Genomic DNA, 16,672 nt, shown 5'->3' on the forward strand with positions numbered 1-16,672 from the left:
TACCGGGAGCAGATGGAGTGCGAGCGGATCGAACAGGCGCTTGAGGCCTGCAGCGGCCGTGTAGCGGCTTCGGCAAAGCTGCTTGGGATGGCGAGAAGCACGCTTTACCGGAAGCTGAAAAAATATGGGCTGGAATAATTGCGACAAAATGAGACAATCCGGAGCATGATGCTCCGGATTGTCTCATTTTTTTGTGGAGCAAAAGCCTGAAACTGAAGCGACTGCCTGAAAATAACGTAGATATTGTTGGCACAAAACTTGCAAGTGTTTAGGGCGAGAACGCCCGCAGGCTTCTTTTGCCTGCAATAAATGAATATTAAAGGAGGATCAGTATGGAAGCGTCCAACACAAGAACACAGACGATGGATTCCCATCAGGCCATGTGGATGTATCAAAAAATGTCTGAAATTCGGTATTTTGAAGATACTGTCCATGAAACGTTCAGCAAAGGAGTGCTGCCGGGATTTGTTCATTTGTATGCAGGAGAGGAAGCGGTGGCGGTCGGCGTATGCGCGCACTTGAATGACAAAGACAGCATCACAAGCACTCACCGCGGGCACGGTCACTGCATCGCGAAGGGGTGTGATCTGAACGGTATGATGGCTGAGATTTATGGAAAAGAAACCGGGCTTTGCAACGGTAAAGGCGGCTCAATGCATATTGCTGATGTTAGTAAAGGCATGCTCGGGGCCAATGGCATCGTTGGCGGCGGTTTTCCGCTCGCTACTGGCGCCGGCCTGACAGCGAAGCTGCAGAACACGGGAGGCGTGGCGGTCTGCTTTTTTGGAGACGGGGCCAATAACCACGGCACATTCCATGAGGGGATTAATATGGCGGCTATCTGGAATCTGCCGGTCATCTTTGTTGCCGAAAACAACGGCTACGCTGAAGCGACTCCATTTTCCTACGCCTCGAGCTGTGAAAATATCGCCGACCGGGCAGCTTCTTACGGCATCCCGGGAGAAATTGTTGATGGCAAAGACGCAATGGCTGTATACGAAGCGGCAGCAAGGGCGGTCGAAAGAGCAAGAAACGGTGAAGGCCCTTCCTTGATTGAATGTAAAACGTACCGGAACTACGGTCACTTTGAAGGCGATGCCCAGAAATATAAAGGCTCGGAGGAGCGCGAAGAGCATCTGAAGGATAAAGACGCGATTTTACAGTTCCGCCAGTATATGCTCCAACACAACCTTTCTAACGAGGAGGGCCTGAACAAGCTGGATGAACAGGTGAAAGCCTCCATCCAGGCCGCGGTCGAATTTGCAGAAAGCAGTGATTACCCGGATGCCGGCAGCTTAATAACTGACGTGTATGTGGATTACACGAATACAGGGAGGGAGTCGTAATGGGACGGACCATCAGCTTTTCTGATGCAATTAATGAAGCACTTGCCGAAACGATGCGAAGAGATAAAAACGTTATTTTAATGGGTGAAGATGTAGCCGGCGGCGCGGCCGTCGATCATTTGCAGGACGAGGAAGCCTGGGGTGGGGTCATGGGTGTCACGCAGGGGCTGGTGCAGGAATTCGGGAGGGACCGCATTCTCGATACCCCGATTGCAGAAGCAGGCTATGTCGGCGCGGCCGTCAGTGCAGCAGCAACCGGCATGCGCCCGGTGGCGGAGCTGATGTTTAACGACTTTATTGGCAGCTGCCTCGATGAGGTCATGAACCAGGGGGCGAAGCTGCGTTATATGTTCGGTGGTAAAGCGAAGGTGCCGCTGACCATCCGGACGATGCATGGAGCGGGCTTTCGGGCTGCGGCCCAGCATTCGCAGAGTCTGTATGGGATGTTTACCGCAATACCGGGGCTTAAAACAGTCGTTCCTTCCACGCCGGCAGAAGCGAAGGGGCTCTTGATCGCAGCAATTGAAGATGATGACCTGGTTGTCTTTTTTGAAGATAAAACGCTCTACAATATGAAAGGCGAAGTGCCGGAAGGCTATTACAAGACCGATCTCGGCAAAGCGGACATTAAGCGCGAGGGCAGTGACGTCACGATCGTTGCTATCGGCAAGCAGGTGCATACCGCGCTTGAAGCGGCAGAGCAGCTGTCGGCCAAAGGCATTCAGGCGGAAATTGTAGATCCGCGAAGCCTTTCGCCTTTGGATGAAGAGACGATTTTAGCTTCAGTGGATAAAACCAATCATTTAATTGTCGTGGACGAAGCGACCCCGCGCTGTAACGTAGCGACCGATATTGCAGCGATGGTCGCAGATAAGGGATTCGATTCCCTCGATGCACCGATTAAACGGATTACCGCTCCGCATTCTCCGGTGCCGTTTTCGCCGGTCCTCGAGGATCTGTATCTGCCGTCGGCGGACACCATCGTCCGAACCGTCATGGAGCTTACTGGTGAAGATACTGCGATGACTATGTAAACGGAAGGAGGGACAGTATGGCCACAGAGATCGTAATGCCGAAGTTTGGAATGAGTATGAACGAAGGCACCATTACCGAATGGCTGAAAAAAGAAGGAGACGATATTAAAAAAGGGGAGTCGATTGTAACGGTCAGCTCGGATAAAATCACAAATGAAGTGGAGGCTCCTGCAGACGGTCAGATGCTCAAAATCACCGCCGCAGAAGACGAGACGCTGACGGTTGGTCAGGTGATTGCCTACATGGGAGAGCCCGGTGAACAAATAGCAGAAAGCACGTCAGCCAAAGAAGAGCCGGCGTCGGCGGCCCCGGAACCGGCAGAAACGGTCGCAGAAGAACCGGCTATTTCCCGGGAAATAAATCATGCGCCTCAGGCTGAATCGCGCGTGCGCGTATCTCCAGCCGCTAAAAAGCTGGCATCGGCGCACGGTATTCCGGTAGAAAACATTGAAGGCACCGGACCGAAAGGACGAATTACCAAGAAGGATGTGGAAGCACTAGTAGAATCCGGTGGCGAGGAAGAAAGCACTGCTCTGCCGCAAAGCGAACCGGCATCAGCCAATCCATCGCTCGACACGACTCAGGTGACGGCTGTTAAAGGAATGCGTAAAGTCATTGCCGACCGTATGCAGCAGAGCCTGCAGGAAAGTGCCCAGCTTACGCTGATGAGAAAGGCAGATGTTACCGAGCTGCTGCAGATGCAGAAGCAGGCCAATGCCGAGCTTGAACAGAACGGGGAAGCGAAAACGATGACACTGACTGCGTTCATTGCCAAAGCAGCAGTACTGGCTCTCCGAAAGCATCCGGCAGCGAACGCTTCGTTTCAGGAAGGCACGCTTTACCGCTATGATCATGTGCACCTGGGAATAGCGGCCGCATTGACAGAAGGCCTCATGGTGCCGGTCATTTTTCATGCCGAAGCCAAATCAGTGCGGGAGATTGGTGAGAGCATCCGCTTGCTCGGGCACGGGGCAAGGGAAAACCAGCTAGCTTCTGAAGATATGCAGGGCTCCACGTTTACGATTACGAATGTTGGTTCGACCGGTGTCGAATACTTTACGCCGATTTTAAATACACCGGAAGCGGCTATACTGGGTGTCGGAGCCGTCCAGGACGGGGTACAGTTTCACGAAGGCATTCCAATGGAGCGAAAGCTGCTGCCGCTCAGCCTGACATTTGATCACCGCGCCCTCGACGGCGAACCGGCCGGGCGGTTTCTCGCAGAGCTTACCGGTATTTTAGAGAATCCGCACCGGTTGTTTTTCTAATACGTTTTCCCCCATATAGGGTTAAGCCGTTTCCATAATGGGAACGGCTTTTGTATGACAAAGGAGGGAGTTTATGACTGGAATTACCCACATCGGTTTAACCGTGCCGGATATTGACGCAGCGGTCGAATGGTACACGCGGGTGCTGGATTTTGAGCTTCTGGCCGGCCCATTCACGGCGAAAGCTGAGGAGACGGACGATGCTTCCACGAATATGACAATGGATCTTCTCGGCGAAGAGGTGAAAGAAATGCGCAATGCTCATCTGACTACGGACAACCAGGTGGGACTCGAGCTGTTTGAATTTGTTGACCCGAAGCCTGATCTGAAACAGAGCCCGCCGTGGCAGCAGCGATTTTTTCACCTGTGCCTTCTTGTTTCTGATGTAGAAGAAACGGCTGTACAAATTGAATCGGAGGGAGGAAAACGCCGGAGCAGGACATGGCACCCGAGAAAGGGAAAGCCGTACCGGCTTGTTTATATGGAGGACCCGTTCGGCAATATCATCGAGCTTTATTCCCACAGCACCGAAGTCACTTATGGAAACATGGACAGCCCATAAGCTGTCTGCATGAGGTGCCCTTTCCGGCTGATCAATGTTATTCTGTACAGATGAGCAGAACAGACGGGATATGTCAGCAGGAGGCAAAGTTATGTATCACGCAGAAACGATAAAAGAGAAGCTGCGGCTGTTTATGGTTATTTTAGTACCCATTTTGATTACACAGCTGAGCTATTTTGGCATGAATTTAATAGACACAATCATGTCCGGACGGGCTGGAACGGACGATCTGGCGGGTGTGGCGATTGGGGCTAATCTGTGGATGCCGGTATTTACAGCGGTGAATGGCATCCTGCTCGCCATCACACCGATCGTCTCCCAGCAGCTGGGGGCCGGGGAAGGGAGAAAGATTGCCGGAACGATTACGCAGGGACTTTACCTTGGCGTACTTTTCGGGATTCTTGTTATTACGCTCGGAGCGGCGGCGTTAAGCCCGGCTCTTTCTTTTATGTCGCTCGAACCGGGTGTTGAACGGATTGCGGCCCATTATTTGATTGGTCTCGCCTTTGGAATTATTCCGTTCTTTTTATCGATCGTGCTCCGGAACTTTTTTGATGCCCAGGGCCATACGCGGATTACGATGGTGATCATGCTCGGTACGCTTCCGTTTAATGCGTTCTTTAATTACGTATTAATTTTTGGCAAATTTGGCTTTCCGGAGCTCGGCGGTATCGGAGCAGGCTACGCGACGGCGATTTCCTATTGGATCATTTTTGCGTTCAGCATCATAATGACGTTCCGGATCCCGGCGATGAGGAAGTTCCGCATTTTTCTGGATTGGTACAGGCCGTCCTGGCAGTCGTGGAGGGAACAGCTGCGGATCGGTGTGCCGATGGGGATGTCGCTGTTTTTTGAATCGAGTATTTTTTCGGCAGTGAGTCTTTTAATGGCGTCGCTGTTCAGCACAGTTACAGTCGCTGCCCACCAGGTGGCGCTCAGCTTCACGTCTCTGATCTTTATGGTGCCTTTAAGTATTTCCATCGCTTTGACGATTGTGGTGGCGTATGAGGTGGGCGGTGGCTATCTTGAGGGTGCGAAGGCTTATACACGCCTCGGGGTGGCGGCAGCCATGGGTATCCTTGGTGTAGCCTCTATTGGTATATTTCTGCTGCGCGAGCCGATCGCCTATATTTATACGACCAATGAAGAAGTTGTGCAGCTTGCTGCCCAGTTTTTCCTGTTCGCGATTGTCTATCAGATTTCAGATGCCGCCCAGGCCTCGCTTCAGGGGGTGCTCCGGGGCTATAAAGATGTGACCGTGCCATTTTTCACGGCGCTCGTCTCCTACTGGGCACTCGGGCTGCCGGCCGGGTACCTGCTTGCTGTCACGACGCCGCTCGGGCCGTTTGGCCTCTGGCTCGGCATCACTGTCGGGCTGACGAGTGCCGCAATCGGATTTTTCATCCGGCTGAAAGTAGTGGTGAAAAGACACGAAGGAGGCTTTGGTGTCTCTTAGTACCCGCTTTCTTTAAAACCCAAGCCGGTGACGGTATTTCTGCAGCCATTGTTCGTTTTGGTCATCCCCGCCGTCAGCATTGCCGCTCGTAAAAATAGGCGGCGTTTTCCCCCGGTCCGCCGTTATTTCAATCGCACGGGCAATAGCTGCCTGCAGCATAGCGGTTCCTATCGCTGTAGAGCTTGAAGCAAAAGGAGTTGTGAGATCCGGGTGCGTCAGCAGTGCATCTCCGGGCGGCGCATGGTTATCGAGGACGATATCGACGACATTCATCAGCCTGAATCCGTCTTTATGACGGGAGGGTTGACCCGAAGAATAAGCAACCGAGGTCAGGCCGGCGACTGCAGCGCCGGCTTTTTTGGCGTGTAGGGCGACATCGATCGGTACAGGGTTTCTTCCGGAGGTGGAAATAACGATCACGGTGTCCTCCGGCTGAATATTTTCGTTGGCTAAAAACGTAGAGGCGTAATCGTTTGTACGCTCAAGCTCGGAGGAGCGCAGAGCCCCTTCGTGAAGCATCACCGGTTCATGAAGAATGGGGTGGATCGGAACGAGGCCGCCGGCCCGGTAGTAGACTTCGAGCGAAAGAAGGTGTGAATGCCCACATCCGAATAGATGTATGACCCCGTCCTGCTCAAGCGTATTGGCGATCGCTTCAGCACACGCCTCCATCTGGCTGTGTTCCTGTTTTTCCACAGCGCTCAGCTGCTGGCGGATACTGGAAAAATATTTCTCTATCATAATACGTATCATCCTTTCTTCACGATAAAAGTATACCTGTTTTCAGGCAGAGAAAAAGCCCCCGTCTTTGAAACGGGGGCAATGATTATTCTGCCTTGGAATCAGGATGCTGGGTGCGCATAGCGTCTGCGACAAATTCCACCTCAGTGCCAATAATAACCTGCAGGTTGGTTTTATCTACTTTTACTACACCACGTGCCCCGTTTTGCTTTAGCTTGTCTTCATCAACTTCGTCCATGTCATTCATTTGAAGCCGCAGCCTCGTCACGCAGTTATCGATCGATTGAATATTGGAATACCCTCCGAGGGCAGCTACGTAATTTTTGGCGAGCGATTCATATTTGTCATCGCCACTGTTTGCATTCGCTGTCGTGACCGTTTCTTCGTCCTCGCGGCCCGGGGTTTTAATATTCAGCAGACGGATAAGCGCCGAGAAGACGATGAAGTAAAGAATACCGAATATCAGCCCTATCCCGAGCAGCAGCACAGGCTTGGTCGCGATGCCGAAGTTAATCAAATAGTCAATGAACCCGGCAGAGAACCCGAAGCCGTTTAATATGCCAAGCTCGAACGTAATCATCATCGCAAGTCCGGTCATCAGTGCGTGTACTACATAAAGCAGCGGGGAAAGGAACATAAATGTAAATTCAATTGGTTCCGTAATACCGGTCAAAAATGAAGTGAGTGCCAGGCTGCCGAGCATACCGGCTACTTCTTTGCGGCGCTCCGGCTTTGCTGCCAGAATCATTGCCAGGCAGGCACCTGGAAGACCGAACATCATAATTGGGAAGAATCCGGCTGTGTATGCACCAGCGTCCGGATCCCCGTTGAAGAAGCGGGTTAATTCACCGTTATAGCCCTGGAAGGAACCAAAATCGAACCAGATAAATGTATTGATAATATGGTGGAGCCCAGTTGGAATCAGGAGACGGTTCAAGAATCCATAAATCCCGGCTCCGGCGGCTCCCGTATCCGTCATTACGCCGGTAACCTGGTCAATGCCGCTTTGCACCGGCGGCCATACATAGCCAAAGATAAACGCAAATAAAAGCATCGTAACGGCGGTGATAATAGGTACGAACCGCCTGCCTCCAAAGAAGCCGAGGAACTGCGGCAGCTGTATGTTATAAAAGCGGTTATATAAAAGTCCGGCCGTAATCCCTGCGATAATGCCGCCAAGCACCCCCATATCGATATTTTCGTCAATGCCTGTAAGTCCACCGTCCAGAATCAGATAGCCAACCACGCCTGCAAGTGCGGCAGCGCCGCTTCCGTCCCTGGAAAAACCAATTGCCAGGCCAACTGCAAACAGTAGGGCCAGGTTGTCGAAAATGAACTGGCCGGCGCTTGCGACAAAGGCTATGCCGAGCAGGTCATCCTGGCCAAAACGAAGAATAAGAGCTGCAGCCGGAAGGGCTGCGATCGGAAGCATCAGCGAGCGCCCGAGCTTCTGGAACTTGCCCATGATTTGAATGTTTCCAAGCATAAGTAGATCCCCCTTTAATATAATGTATGATGAAAATGTACCTTATTTTAGTTATAGATGTCTATACCAATTTTCTTAAAAATTTAAAAACTCTGTTAAAGAATCTGACGACATCTATAAGGTAACGCTTACAAACATAGTAACACATTATATATAGATGTCTATACCATTTTCTCAATAGATTTTTAACTCAGGCATGATACGATAAAAAGAAAAAGAAAAGGTGATAAAAGTGAAATTTGACCTTCATAACCATCACGACCGCTGCGGGCATGCAGAAGGCACAATCGAGGATTACATTCAGGAAGCGATCCGAAAAAAGCTCGACGTAATCGGTATTTCCGACCATTCCCCATTTTTTGCTAGTACAGAAGAGCAGCCGTATCCACGCATTACGATGGCCAGGGGAGAATTCCCTGCGTATATTGAGGAAATCCGTCTGCTGAAGGAAAAATACATAAACGATATTGAAGTACTGATCGGCGTGGAATCCGACTATTTCCCGGATAAGGAAACTCCCTACCGGAAGCAGTACGAAAGGTATCCAATGGATTATGTGATCGGATCGGTTCATTTTGTAAACGGCGTCAATATTTTCGATACCTCAAGGTGGGAAGGTATGGATGATGCGGATATCCGGCAGGTAAAGGAAGAATATTACCGCCAGATTGCGCTTTCCGCCAAAAGCGGCATGTTTGATATTCTGGGCCATATCGATGCCTTAAAGGGTTATTTTCCCTATGCGGCAGAGATCGATACTCCGGAAGTGGAGAAGACGCTCCAGATAATCGGGGAGAAAGGCACAGCCATTGAAATTAACACCTCCGGCAAAACCAAATACTGCGGAGGCTGGTATCCCTCGGATGAAATGCTCGAACGCGCCCTGTATTACAACGTTCCGGTTACGTTCGGCTCCGATGCGCACGTGCCGGAGAGAATCGGGGACGACCTGGAAGAAGTACAGCAGCGCCTGAAACAGATCGGCTATCGTTCCTGGAGGTTTTTTCGGAAGCGCCGCCCGATGGACGTGAATCTGTAAACTATATAAATTTATATATGTAAGCTGGAGAAGAGTGAATGTACGCTTTTTTCCGGCTTTTTTACGTTAATGTAGCGATATTAATAAAGACCGCTGTAAATATCGAGAATGAAGACCGATGAAAGTAGTAGAAGAATAACGTACGATAGAAGAGGTTTCGTGTGTAATTTATAATTATACAGTAGGAAAGTATAGACGCCGGGACGCCAATATGAAAAAATGTATTAAGTATAATTCAAATGTTTAGTTATTTTTGCACCTGTACAGCTAAATGAATCAATTTCTATACAGAGGCAAAAACGATTAATATTACGGAGCCCGTCACTGAAGAAAGGAGATTTACCCTTAATGCCAGCAAAGTATGAAGAACAGTTACAGGAAATTCTGTACGAGGCGATTCAGGAGCATAACTACGATCGCGCCGAGCAGGCCGTAAACCATATGCGCAACCTCGAGCGGATGGAGGCCTTTATCGCAGGAGAGGACGTCACTTATCCGGAACGAAGCAGCGCAGAGGCTGCAGCTTCCGGGGAAAACGGATTGGTCGACTTGTCCGCTCCCACAGTCTCCTTTAGAGAGCAGCCCCGGATGAACGGAAACAATATTTCTGCAGGACGGGGCCGGGAGACGCTCCTTTTATACTATATTGAAGAAGAAGGGCTGCTGAAATTCAAAAAAGCACCGCAGACGTATGCCGTAAGCGTTGATTTTTTCCGGACATTTTTGCAGAACCTGGTCTCCTGGGAAAATAAATCTCCTTTTTCCTCCAAGGATTACTTTGAAGCCTTCGGGGATTCACTGAAAGAAAAGTCCACCTATCAGGCCTCCACGCTGCGCCAGTTCATAACACTTCTTTTCCGCTATTGCGTAAAGCTTGATATTCTTGAAAAACCGGAAGTGCATCAGCGCAGCAGATACATTCTGGCAGACGATATCAGCGTTGAAGAGATCATCGACTATATTAAAGAACATAGAATACTACAAATGTAATATAAAGTTAAAGAAGAGCTTCTTCCGCTGGATTTCAGGCGGAAGAAGCTTTTTTATTTTACTAAGTCTATTATAACGGGCATAAAGTTTTAAGTAGGTCTAAAATCATCAATAAAGTTACGGATTTGTGTGCAAAATTACAGTTGTGTAACAAAAGTGATCGTTCTATTGAATTAGTTTAATCTCCAACATATAATACGAATAGCTTATAAAACGGAAAAAACATATTAAATAATTTAAAAATAAAATAACAGGAGGTGTGATCGTCTTAAACTCTTAATAATAAAAAATATCCCTTTTATTACATATATTTCTATCAAGTGTTTCATTCTGAAACTTTAGAACCACAACATACACACTCCGGATATTAAGAGACTTTACAGGCGAAAACATAATGAAAAAATTCTTATTCAGCGCTGCTCTGGCAGCAGGACTTCTTGCAACACCGACTGTCGCGGATGCGGCGCTTGGAGACCAGACGTTAAAAGTAGGTCACCGGAATTCAGATGTAAAAGAACTGCAGGAGTACCTTAAAAGCGAAGGCTTTCACACCGGAGCAATTGACGGGGTGTTCGGACCAGTAACAGCAGGCTCGCTAAAATCATTCCAGCGTTCCAAGAGCATTGGCGTGGACGGCGTGGCCGGGCCAATTACGTTCAGTAAAATGAACCTTGGCGGCAGCAGCTCTTCCTCCAAAGTATCTTCGAATTCTTCGGGTTCCTCCAGCTCAAGCGTTTCTTCAAGACTCCGTCAGGGCGACCGCGGCAGTGAAGTAAGAAGCCTGCAAAGTACGCTCAAAAGCAAAGGATTTTATAACAGCTCTGTGGACGGGGTATTCGGTCCGGTGACGGCAGCTGCCGTCAAAGACTTCCAGCGCACAGCGGGTATTGGCGTGGATGGAGTTGTGGGACCAGTTACACAGAAGGCATTAAAAAGTAATGTAACAGCCTCTTCCGGCAGTTCGAGCTCTTCCTCCAGTTCAAGCAGTACGGTAGCCGGAGTATCAACAGGATCTTCCTCTGCAGTAGTGGAAACTGGCAAACAGTATATTGGCACCCCGTACGTGTGGGGCGGCACCTCTACGAGCGGCTTTGACTGCAGCGGTTTCGTGCAGTACGTCATGAAGCAGCACGGCGTCACAACGAAACGGACAGTCGCACAGATGTGGACGCAGGTATCGAGGGTGTCGAATCCAAGCGTAGGTGATGCAGTATTTTACGAAACAAGAACCGGTCCGTCGCACATGGGCTTCTACGTTGGAAACGGCAAGTTTCTCCATGCCGGTGCTTCGACCGGCGTCACTATTTCCGATATGAACAGCTCCTACTGGAAATCCCGTTATATTGGAGCGGGCCGCTTTTAAACAACATAAATAACCGTGAGGCTGAAAAGCAGAGTAATTGCTTTCAGCCTCTTTTTTGTGATAAAAGTAGCAGTTGGCGCAGGGTGTAAGACTAAGATATTTTTACTTTGTTTGAGAGGTTGTGTGCTATACTTAGATAACTTAGTCGTTTTCCATGCCGAAGAAATAATACGGGTAACAAACCAAAGGAGTGGAAGAATTGATTGACATTAACAGCTACATCTTAAATGATGAAGACGAAACGGCGGAGAAAGAACATAATGTCAGGCAATTACTCGAAGAGTACAACCAGGCAGGAATGAAAGATATTATTGTTGCTCCGAAACAATGGCATGGTAACGAAAAACGCCCGGGAGACACGATTCCATTTTTAATTGAACAGTTTCAAAAGCAGTGGCGCGGTGAGTTGGGAGCTCTCCGTATTCATCCAGGTCAGTGCGTACGACTGACTAATACACTGGTAAATGAATTAAAAACGGAAGAAGCATTAACGCTAAACGGCAGCCGGTACGTGCTTGTAGACTGGAGCGAAGAACTTTCCTACCACGAAATGCACGCGCATTTACATGAATTGCGTATGGAAGGTTACATGCCGATCCTGGCAGAACCGGAAAAAGAACCGGGATTCCAGGAGCACCCCGAAGAGCTGTACCGATTGATTAAAAATGGATCACTTGCGCAGGTGAACGCGGAGAGCTTCAGCAAATCGGCGCCGAAGCCGGAGAGACAACTGGCAGAGAAAATGATCCAGTACCGGTGGATAAATATTGTGGCGAATGTAACCATCGATTCCTTTGATGGAGGCCTCTCCATGGAAGCCGCTTTCGACAGTATTGAAAAGCTCGCTGGAAGGGATTACGCTGAAATGATCAAAGACAACGGGACCTGCGTGCTGGATAACCGTTATGTCAGTACGGAAGAGCCGTTTTCCTTAAAAGAAAAGCGGAGATGGTTCATGCCAAACCGCTCCAAAGCCAAATAAAAAACGGTGTCCTCTGTGGAGGGCACCGTTTTCGTTATTCTGCGGGAGCTTCTTCGCCGTCTTCAAGCTCGAGATGATCCCGCAGCATGTTCGAGATTTCCTGTACTTCGGCCGGGTCCTGTTCCATGTAGTAAATACCGTCAATGGTCCGGTCCTGTCCATTTTCAAAATTGATATTTTCAATATCGTTCCGTGCGCTGAAGTAATTCGAGCGCAGATCCTTCATATCATCGAAGGTCATGTTCGTGCGCACATTTTCTTCCACGACATCAAGATAGTCGCCGATACGTGTAATGGAAGTAACACTCTGCCCCTTGTTCGCAATAGCTTCAATCACCTGGCGCTGGCGTTCGTTGCGCCCGAGGTCACCGCGTGGATCTTCTTTTCTCATGCGCACGTAAGTGAGTGCCTTTTCCCCGTCCATTTCGATTTCACCTTCGGGGAAGTCGTATCCATCGTCGCTGAATTCAAAATCGTTTTCTACCGTAACGCCGCCGACCGCATCCACCATATCCTCAAATCCTTCGAAATTGATGGTCGCATAGTAGTCAATCGGCACATTCAAAAAGTTTTCTACTGTATTCATGGCCATATCGGCACCGCCAAACGCGTACGCATGCGTAATTTTATCTTTTGTGCCGCGCCCAACCATTTCCGTGTACGTGTCACGAGGTATGCTGACCATTTTAGTCGATTCAGTTTCAGGATTCACGGTCGCCACAATCATTGTATCCGTACGTCCGGAAGTACTTCCGTTTCGGGCGTCGACGCCCATGAGCAGAATGGAAATCGGCTCGCTCGTATCCATATCCACATCCGCGTCGCGAAGGTCACTTTGGCGGTCATCGCCTTCGTTAATATTTTCTGCGGTATCTGCCACGGAATCGTAGAGATACCAGGCGTAAATGCCAACTGCGATAAGGAGCGCGAGAAACAGCCCGCCAATAATAAGTAATGCTTTTTTCATATGTGTTCATTTCTCCTGTCTGCCTGGTTATGTAGTATTGCTTTATTTTATAGTTAATTCAGCAATAGTTCAATAGGCTGTAATTATATGATATTTGCCACAAATAATAGTCGCCTTAAATGCCAGGAAGTTACAAAAAAATCCAGACAATATAATTGTCTGGATTCGTTTCGTTATTTGTTCAATCCCTTAATGGATTCCGGCGTAGCCCCGGCGGTCAGCGCACAGAAGGCTTCCTGCTCTTCAAAGGAAAGCGTCTGAATAAACTGCTGCAGCTGTTCATCGTTCGCCTGTCTGCGAAGTTTCTGCACTTCTTCTATATAAAGACTGCGCACAGAATTCGGCAGCGCCTGGACGTCTGGCGGCAGTTCTTCTGCCGGCTGAAGCAGCGCACAGAGACTTTGATAGCGGAGCTGAAGCTTCCGGGTCAGCTGAACCGCATGGGTCCACAGCGTATACAGCTCTTCGTTGCTTTGCTTCAATGCGCAGCGTTCTTCATCGACGCTCCGGAGCGTCTGGATACTAGTTAACGTGATCATACTGCATGCCCTCCTCGTGTTCATCCCATGGTTTTTCCAGGGTAATGAACTTCGCGAGTTCCTTGCTTTTCTGCCGGTGTTGCTTCCGGTCAATCTCGCGGTCCTGGCCGGTTTCAAACAGCGTTTTTTCTTCCTCAGTTTCCGGAATAATATCCGGGACCGGCACTGGTTTACCGTGGTCGCCAAGAGCGACAAAGGTTAAAAAGGCAGTAGCTGCAATCCGGCGTTCCCCGCTCATCATATCTTCAGCGATGACCTTGCAGAAGATTTCCATTGAGCTTGTGCCGGTATAGGAAACGAATGATTCAATGCAAACCGAATCCGTCTGGAAAATCGAGCAAAGAAAATCGATGGAATCGGTCGAAGCGGTAACGCATTCCTTCGCGCGGGAATGCCGGCGGGCCGACAGCGTGGCGCAGCTGTCGAGTTTTTTCATCAGAACACCGCCAAAAAGGGAATTGTAGTTATTTAAATCGTTCAGCAGTACCTGGTCCGTGTTGACGATACGGCTTTCACGCATTTTCCGTGACTGCATAGTGAAGTCTCCTTTCATTTATAAGGATACTCCACACATGCCCATAATAAAAATGAATGATTAATATGATTATCATAACTTTCATCTATGGTATATGCATTAATCCTCCTGCTTCATTTTGGAAAGCACCGGAATGGAAAAATCGAGCCACTCCTTAGCGATAAACGAAAGGTAATGCTCGCGGTGCCAGATGAGGCCGAGCTTCCAGCGGAGCGCCTCCCCGGCAAGCGGCCGGATAACAACCTCGCCGCCAAGCTCCCGGCAGATACTTTCAGGCAGGAGAGTGATGCCGAGGCCGCTCACGACCATTTTCTCGATAAAATCCCACTGCGAACTTTCCGAAAGAATATCAGGCATAAATCCAATGTCCCGGCAGGCAGTAATAATCTGCTGGCGCAAAGAGAAATCCTGGTTAAACAGCAAAAAACGCTCTCTGCTAAGCTCGGCAAGTCCGACAGATGCCTGAGCCGCAAGCGCGTGACGGGCAGGAAGCACGACCTGGAGCGGTTCGTCGACGAACGGGTGCGTATGAAAAAGCGATTCCTCGGTAGGCAGGACTACGGCGCCAACATCGAGATCGCCGTGCAACAGAGCCTCTTCAATTTTTTTTGAGCCGTTTTCTTCAAGATGCAGGGTGATCTCCGGATACTTTTCGTGAAATGGAGCGATCACCCGGGTGAAAAAGGAGGAGCTTAAGATCGGCGGCAGGCCGATGCGGAGCTGCCCGCGCTTCAAGCCGCGGAGGGCATCGAGCTCGTGCTCAAGACCGTGATAGGCGTGACGTATTTTTTTGGCCTGCTCGAGCATGACAGCGCCGGCATCGGTAAGAGTCAGTTTTTTACGCGAACGGTCGAACAGCGTTACTCCCCATTCCTCCTCGAGCTGCCGCAGCATCTTGCTGATTGTCGGTTGGGTGACGTACAGGTGTTCAGCGGCGCGCGTGATGCTTTCGAGCCGGGCAGCTTCCATAAAATAAACGAGCTGGCGGTAGTCCATGCGATCACTCCAATGATTCAGATGATTTTATTGTAATAGAGTCATGTCAAAAAAGAAAATGTTGACTTTCTAAAATGAAAGCGTTAACATTTAATTACTTATTAAAACAATTTTAAAAAGTATAGGTGGCTATCATGACAGTAACAAACGCAAATATGTTAAAAACAGCAAATCGCAGGCGTATATTTGAATTGCTTCATCGCAGTGAAATGCCGATGACACAGCAGGAAATGGCCAAAACGACAGGCTTAACCGTAGCTTCCGTCGGTAATATTTTAGTTGATTTGGAAAAAGCACGACTGCTGCAGGAAGCGGGGCAGGCGCTGTCCAACGGCGGAAGAAAACCGACATTATATACCCTGGATGCTGAATGGCACTATCTGGTTGGTGTAAGCATTTCCGTTGAAGAGGTCACGCTTGTGATAACTACTTTAAAGGGGGAGATAGTTTACCGGAAAACAAATTCTTTTTCGTTAGAGGAAGACCCTGAAGCCGTACTCGGGAGAGTGATAAATGAGCTGAAAAAAATTACAGCTGCCCCGGAATTTCAATTGAAGGAAATGGCGGGCATAGGAATCAGTTCGCCAGGGCCGATCAACGCGTCAGAAGGAATTATCTTATCGCCGCCTCATTTGCCTTTATGGAGAAACGTCCAGATTGTTTCTTTATTTGAAACAGCGTTTGAAACAGATGTCATCCTGGAAAAAGATGCAAACTGTATGCTGCTCGGCGAATGGCATTACGGCCGGGCGCGGGAAGCAGAAAATGTTCTTTATTTTATGATCGATTTTGGGATAGGAAGCAGCTATATTATAAACGGCCAGCTCTTTCGAGGAGCTAGCCACCTGGCAGGAGAGGTAGGCTTTGACAGCAGCCGGCTTCGTCCGAAAAATAACGCGACTGGCAAATCTTTATACTCTATTCTTCCTATTATGAAAGAAGCCAGAGAGCGAATACATCAAGGCGAATCAACATCGCTGCCCAATAATTTAAATTCCATAGACCAATTCATTGACTGCTACGCAAAAGAAGACCCGCTGGCCCGGGAAATTATCCAGGAAAGCATGGAGGACGTCGGCTGTGCCATTGCAGACAAAGTCAATTTTCTGAACCCGGAACTGGTTGTGATTGGCGGCAGGTTGATCACGGCTGTACCGGACTTTGCCAAAGAAGCGGAAAAGGTAGTGAAGGAATGCGTTTACCCTGAAACGGCAAATGCGATGAAATTCATATCTTCAACATTTGGCTGGGAAGCGGAAGCTATGGGCGCCGCTTCGCTGATCTTAAAGCAAATGCTGCATTAGTGTTGCAGCCTTTAGCTTTTACTTACTTATTAAAACCGTTTTAAAAAGTGCAGGGTTATAAAAT

The 16,672-nt window shown here is 49.1% G+C and carries 17 protein-coding genes; 11 read left to right on the forward strand and 6 right to left on the reverse strand.

Translation table 11 applies throughout. The features are described from left to right. Nucleotides 1–12 precede the first annotated feature (12 nt). From ACTRXF_RS04705 to ACTRXF_RS04730, 6 genes are all read left to right on the forward strand, one after another. Entirely contained in the window at nucleotides 13–138 is a 126-nt protein-coding gene (locus tag ACTRXF_RS04705; protein WP_474278121.1) for a helix-turn-helix domain-containing protein, read from the forward strand. A 194-nt stretch (nucleotides 139–332) separates the two neighbouring features. Further along, on the forward strand, nucleotides 333–1,346 hold the full coding sequence (locus ACTRXF_RS04710; RefSeq protein ID WP_474262304.1) for a thiamine pyrophosphate-dependent dehydrogenase E1 component subunit alpha: 1,014 nt from the start codon (nucleotides 333–335) through the stop codon (nucleotides 1,344–1,346). Next, nucleotides 1,346–2,380 (forward strand): alpha-ketoacid dehydrogenase subunit beta, encoded by a 1,035-nt coding sequence (locus tag ACTRXF_RS04715; protein ID WP_474262303.1) that lies wholly within the window; start codon nucleotides 1,346–1,348, stop codon nucleotides 2,378–2,380. The genes ACTRXF_RS04710 and ACTRXF_RS04715 overlap by 1 nt, the downstream gene beginning before the upstream one ends. 17 nt (nucleotides 2,381–2,397) lie before the next feature. Beyond that, nucleotides 2,398–3,648, forward strand: a complete 1,251-nt coding sequence (locus ACTRXF_RS04720; RefSeq protein WP_474278045.1) for a dihydrolipoamide acetyltransferase family protein — start codon at nucleotides 2,398–2,400, stop codon at nucleotides 3,646–3,648. A gap of 73 nt (nucleotides 3,649–3,721) precedes the next feature. Next, nucleotides 3,722–4,210: a VOC family protein gene (locus ACTRXF_RS04725; protein WP_474278047.1), complete on the forward strand. Its 489-nt coding sequence runs from the start codon at nucleotides 3,722–3,724 to the stop codon at nucleotides 4,208–4,210. Nucleotides 4,211–4,301: 91 nt separating this feature from the next. Next, nucleotides 4,302–5,666 (forward strand): MATE family efflux transporter, encoded by a 1,365-nt coding sequence (locus tag ACTRXF_RS04730; protein WP_474278049.1) that lies wholly within the window; start codon nucleotides 4,302–4,304, stop codon nucleotides 5,664–5,666. Nucleotides 5,667–5,678: 12 nt separating this feature from the next. On the opposite strand, the gene ACTRXF_RS04735 is transcribed toward ACTRXF_RS04730, so the two are convergent. Continuing rightward, on the reverse strand, nucleotides 5,679–6,407 hold the full coding sequence (locus ACTRXF_RS04735; protein WP_474278051.1) for an SIS domain-containing protein: 729 nt from the start codon (nucleotides 6,405–6,407) through the stop codon (nucleotides 5,679–5,681). An 85-nt stretch (nucleotides 6,408–6,492) separates the two neighbouring features. Then, a complete protein-coding gene (gene nagE, locus ACTRXF_RS04740; RefSeq protein WP_474278123.1) occupies nucleotides 6,493–7,875 on the reverse strand; it encodes an N-acetylglucosamine-specific PTS transporter subunit IIBC in 1,383 nt (460 codons plus the stop codon). Between the two features lie 250 nt (nucleotides 7,876–8,125). Between nagE and ACTRXF_RS04745 the strand changes: the two genes are divergently transcribed. The 4 genes from ACTRXF_RS04745 to ACTRXF_RS04760 all read left to right on the forward strand — a co-directional run bounded on the left by ACTRXF_RS04745 (nucleotide 8,126) and on the right by ACTRXF_RS04760 (nucleotide 12,267). After that, on the forward strand, nucleotides 8,126–8,932 hold the full coding sequence (locus ACTRXF_RS04745) for a histidinol-phosphatase (protein WP_474278125.1): 807 nt from the start codon (nucleotides 8,126–8,128) through the stop codon (nucleotides 8,930–8,932). A gap of 348 nt (nucleotides 8,933–9,280) precedes the next feature. Continuing rightward, nucleotides 9,281–9,922, forward strand: a complete 642-nt coding sequence (locus tag ACTRXF_RS04750; protein WP_474262298.1) for a hypothetical protein — start codon at nucleotides 9,281–9,283, stop codon at nucleotides 9,920–9,922. Between the two features lie 394 nt (nucleotides 9,923–10,316). Further along, nucleotides 10,317–11,285 (forward strand): C40 family peptidase, encoded by a 969-nt coding sequence (locus ACTRXF_RS04755; protein ID WP_474278053.1) that lies wholly within the window; start codon nucleotides 10,317–10,319, stop codon nucleotides 11,283–11,285. A 199-nt stretch (nucleotides 11,286–11,484) separates the two neighbouring features. Next, nucleotides 11,485–12,267, forward strand: a complete 783-nt coding sequence (locus tag ACTRXF_RS04760; protein WP_474278055.1) for a CpsB/CapC family capsule biosynthesis tyrosine phosphatase — start codon at nucleotides 11,485–11,487, stop codon at nucleotides 12,265–12,267. Between the two features lie 34 nt (nucleotides 12,268–12,301). Here ACTRXF_RS04760 and ACTRXF_RS04765 read toward each other — a convergent pair whose 3' ends face one another. From ACTRXF_RS04765 to ACTRXF_RS04780, 4 genes are all read right to left on the reverse strand, one after another. Continuing rightward, nucleotides 12,302–13,234, reverse strand: coding sequence for an LCP family glycopolymer transferase (locus ACTRXF_RS04765; RefSeq protein WP_474262295.1), 933 nt, complete (start codon nucleotides 13,232–13,234; stop codon nucleotides 12,302–12,304). Between the two features lie 173 nt (nucleotides 13,235–13,407). Next, nucleotides 13,408–13,773 (reverse strand): hypothetical protein, encoded by a 366-nt coding sequence (locus ACTRXF_RS04770; RefSeq protein ID WP_474278057.1) that lies wholly within the window; start codon nucleotides 13,771–13,773, stop codon nucleotides 13,408–13,410. Further along, nucleotides 13,757–14,308, reverse strand: a complete 552-nt coding sequence (locus tag ACTRXF_RS04775; protein WP_474262293.1) for an acyl-CoA thioesterase — start codon at nucleotides 14,306–14,308, stop codon at nucleotides 13,757–13,759. Before ACTRXF_RS04775 ends, ACTRXF_RS04770 begins: the two co-directional genes overlap by 17 nt. Before the next feature lie 99 nt (nucleotides 14,309–14,407). Then, nucleotides 14,408–15,304: a LysR family transcriptional regulator gene (locus ACTRXF_RS04780; protein ID WP_474278059.1), complete on the reverse strand. Its 897-nt coding sequence runs from the start codon at nucleotides 15,302–15,304 to the stop codon at nucleotides 14,408–14,410. Nucleotides 15,305–15,438: 134 nt separating this feature from the next. Here ACTRXF_RS04780 and ACTRXF_RS04785 point away from each other — a divergent pair, with 134 nt between their 5' ends. Then, entirely contained in the window at nucleotides 15,439–16,608 is a 1,170-nt protein-coding gene (locus tag ACTRXF_RS04785; protein ID WP_474262291.1) for an ROK family transcriptional regulator, read from the forward strand. Nucleotides 16,609–16,672: the final 64 nt, after the last annotated feature.

Source organism: Marinococcus sp. LNHM3E3-2.2 (genome assembly GCF_056034385.1).

Bases quoted from the DNA above. Each gene is read 5' to 3' on its own strand.
- ACTRXF_RS04770 (WP_474278057.1), bottom strand. From the start codon at position 13,773: ATGATCACGTTAACTAGTATCCAGACGCTCCGGAGCGTCGATGAAGAA.
- ACTRXF_RS04705 (WP_474278121.1), top strand. From the start codon at position 13: ATGGAGTGCGAGCGGATCGAACAGGCGCTTGAGGCCTGCAGCGGCCGT.
- ACTRXF_RS04755 (WP_474278053.1), top strand. From the start codon at position 10,317: ATGAAAAAATTCTTATTCAGCGCTGCTCTGGCAGCAGGACTTCTTGCA.
- ACTRXF_RS04765 (WP_474262295.1), bottom strand. From the start codon at position 13,234: ATGAAAAAAGCATTACTTATTATTGGCGGGCTGTTTCTCGCGCTCCTT.
- ACTRXF_RS04780 (WP_474278059.1), bottom strand. From the start codon at position 15,304: ATGGACTACCGCCAGCTCGTTTATTTTATGGAAGCTGCCCGGCTCGAA.
- ACTRXF_RS04735 (WP_474278051.1), bottom strand. From the start codon at position 6,407: ATGATAGAGAAATATTTTTCCAGTATCCGCCAGCAGCTGAGCGCTGTG.
- ACTRXF_RS04715 (WP_474262303.1), top strand. From the start codon at position 1,346: ATGGGACGGACCATCAGCTTTTCTGATGCAATTAATGAAGCACTTGCC.
- ACTRXF_RS04720 (WP_474278045.1), top strand. From the start codon at position 2,398: ATGGCCACAGAGATCGTAATGCCGAAGTTTGGAATGAGTATGAACGAA.
- ACTRXF_RS04710 (WP_474262304.1), top strand. From the start codon at position 333: ATGGAAGCGTCCAACACAAGAACACAGACGATGGATTCCCATCAGGCC.
- ACTRXF_RS04775 (WP_474262293.1), bottom strand. From the start codon at position 14,308: ATGCAGTCACGGAAAATGCGTGAAAGCCGTATCGTCAACACGGACCAG.
- ACTRXF_RS04725 (WP_474278047.1), top strand. From the start codon at position 3,722: ATGACTGGAATTACCCACATCGGTTTAACCGTGCCGGATATTGACGCA.
- ACTRXF_RS04785 (WP_474262291.1), top strand. From the start codon at position 15,439: ATGACAGTAACAAACGCAAATATGTTAAAAACAGCAAATCGCAGGCGT.
- ACTRXF_RS04750 (WP_474262298.1), top strand. From the start codon at position 9,281: ATGCCAGCAAAGTATGAAGAACAGTTACAGGAAATTCTGTACGAGGCG.
- ACTRXF_RS04730 (WP_474278049.1), top strand. From the start codon at position 4,302: ATGTATCACGCAGAAACGATAAAAGAGAAGCTGCGGCTGTTTATGGTT.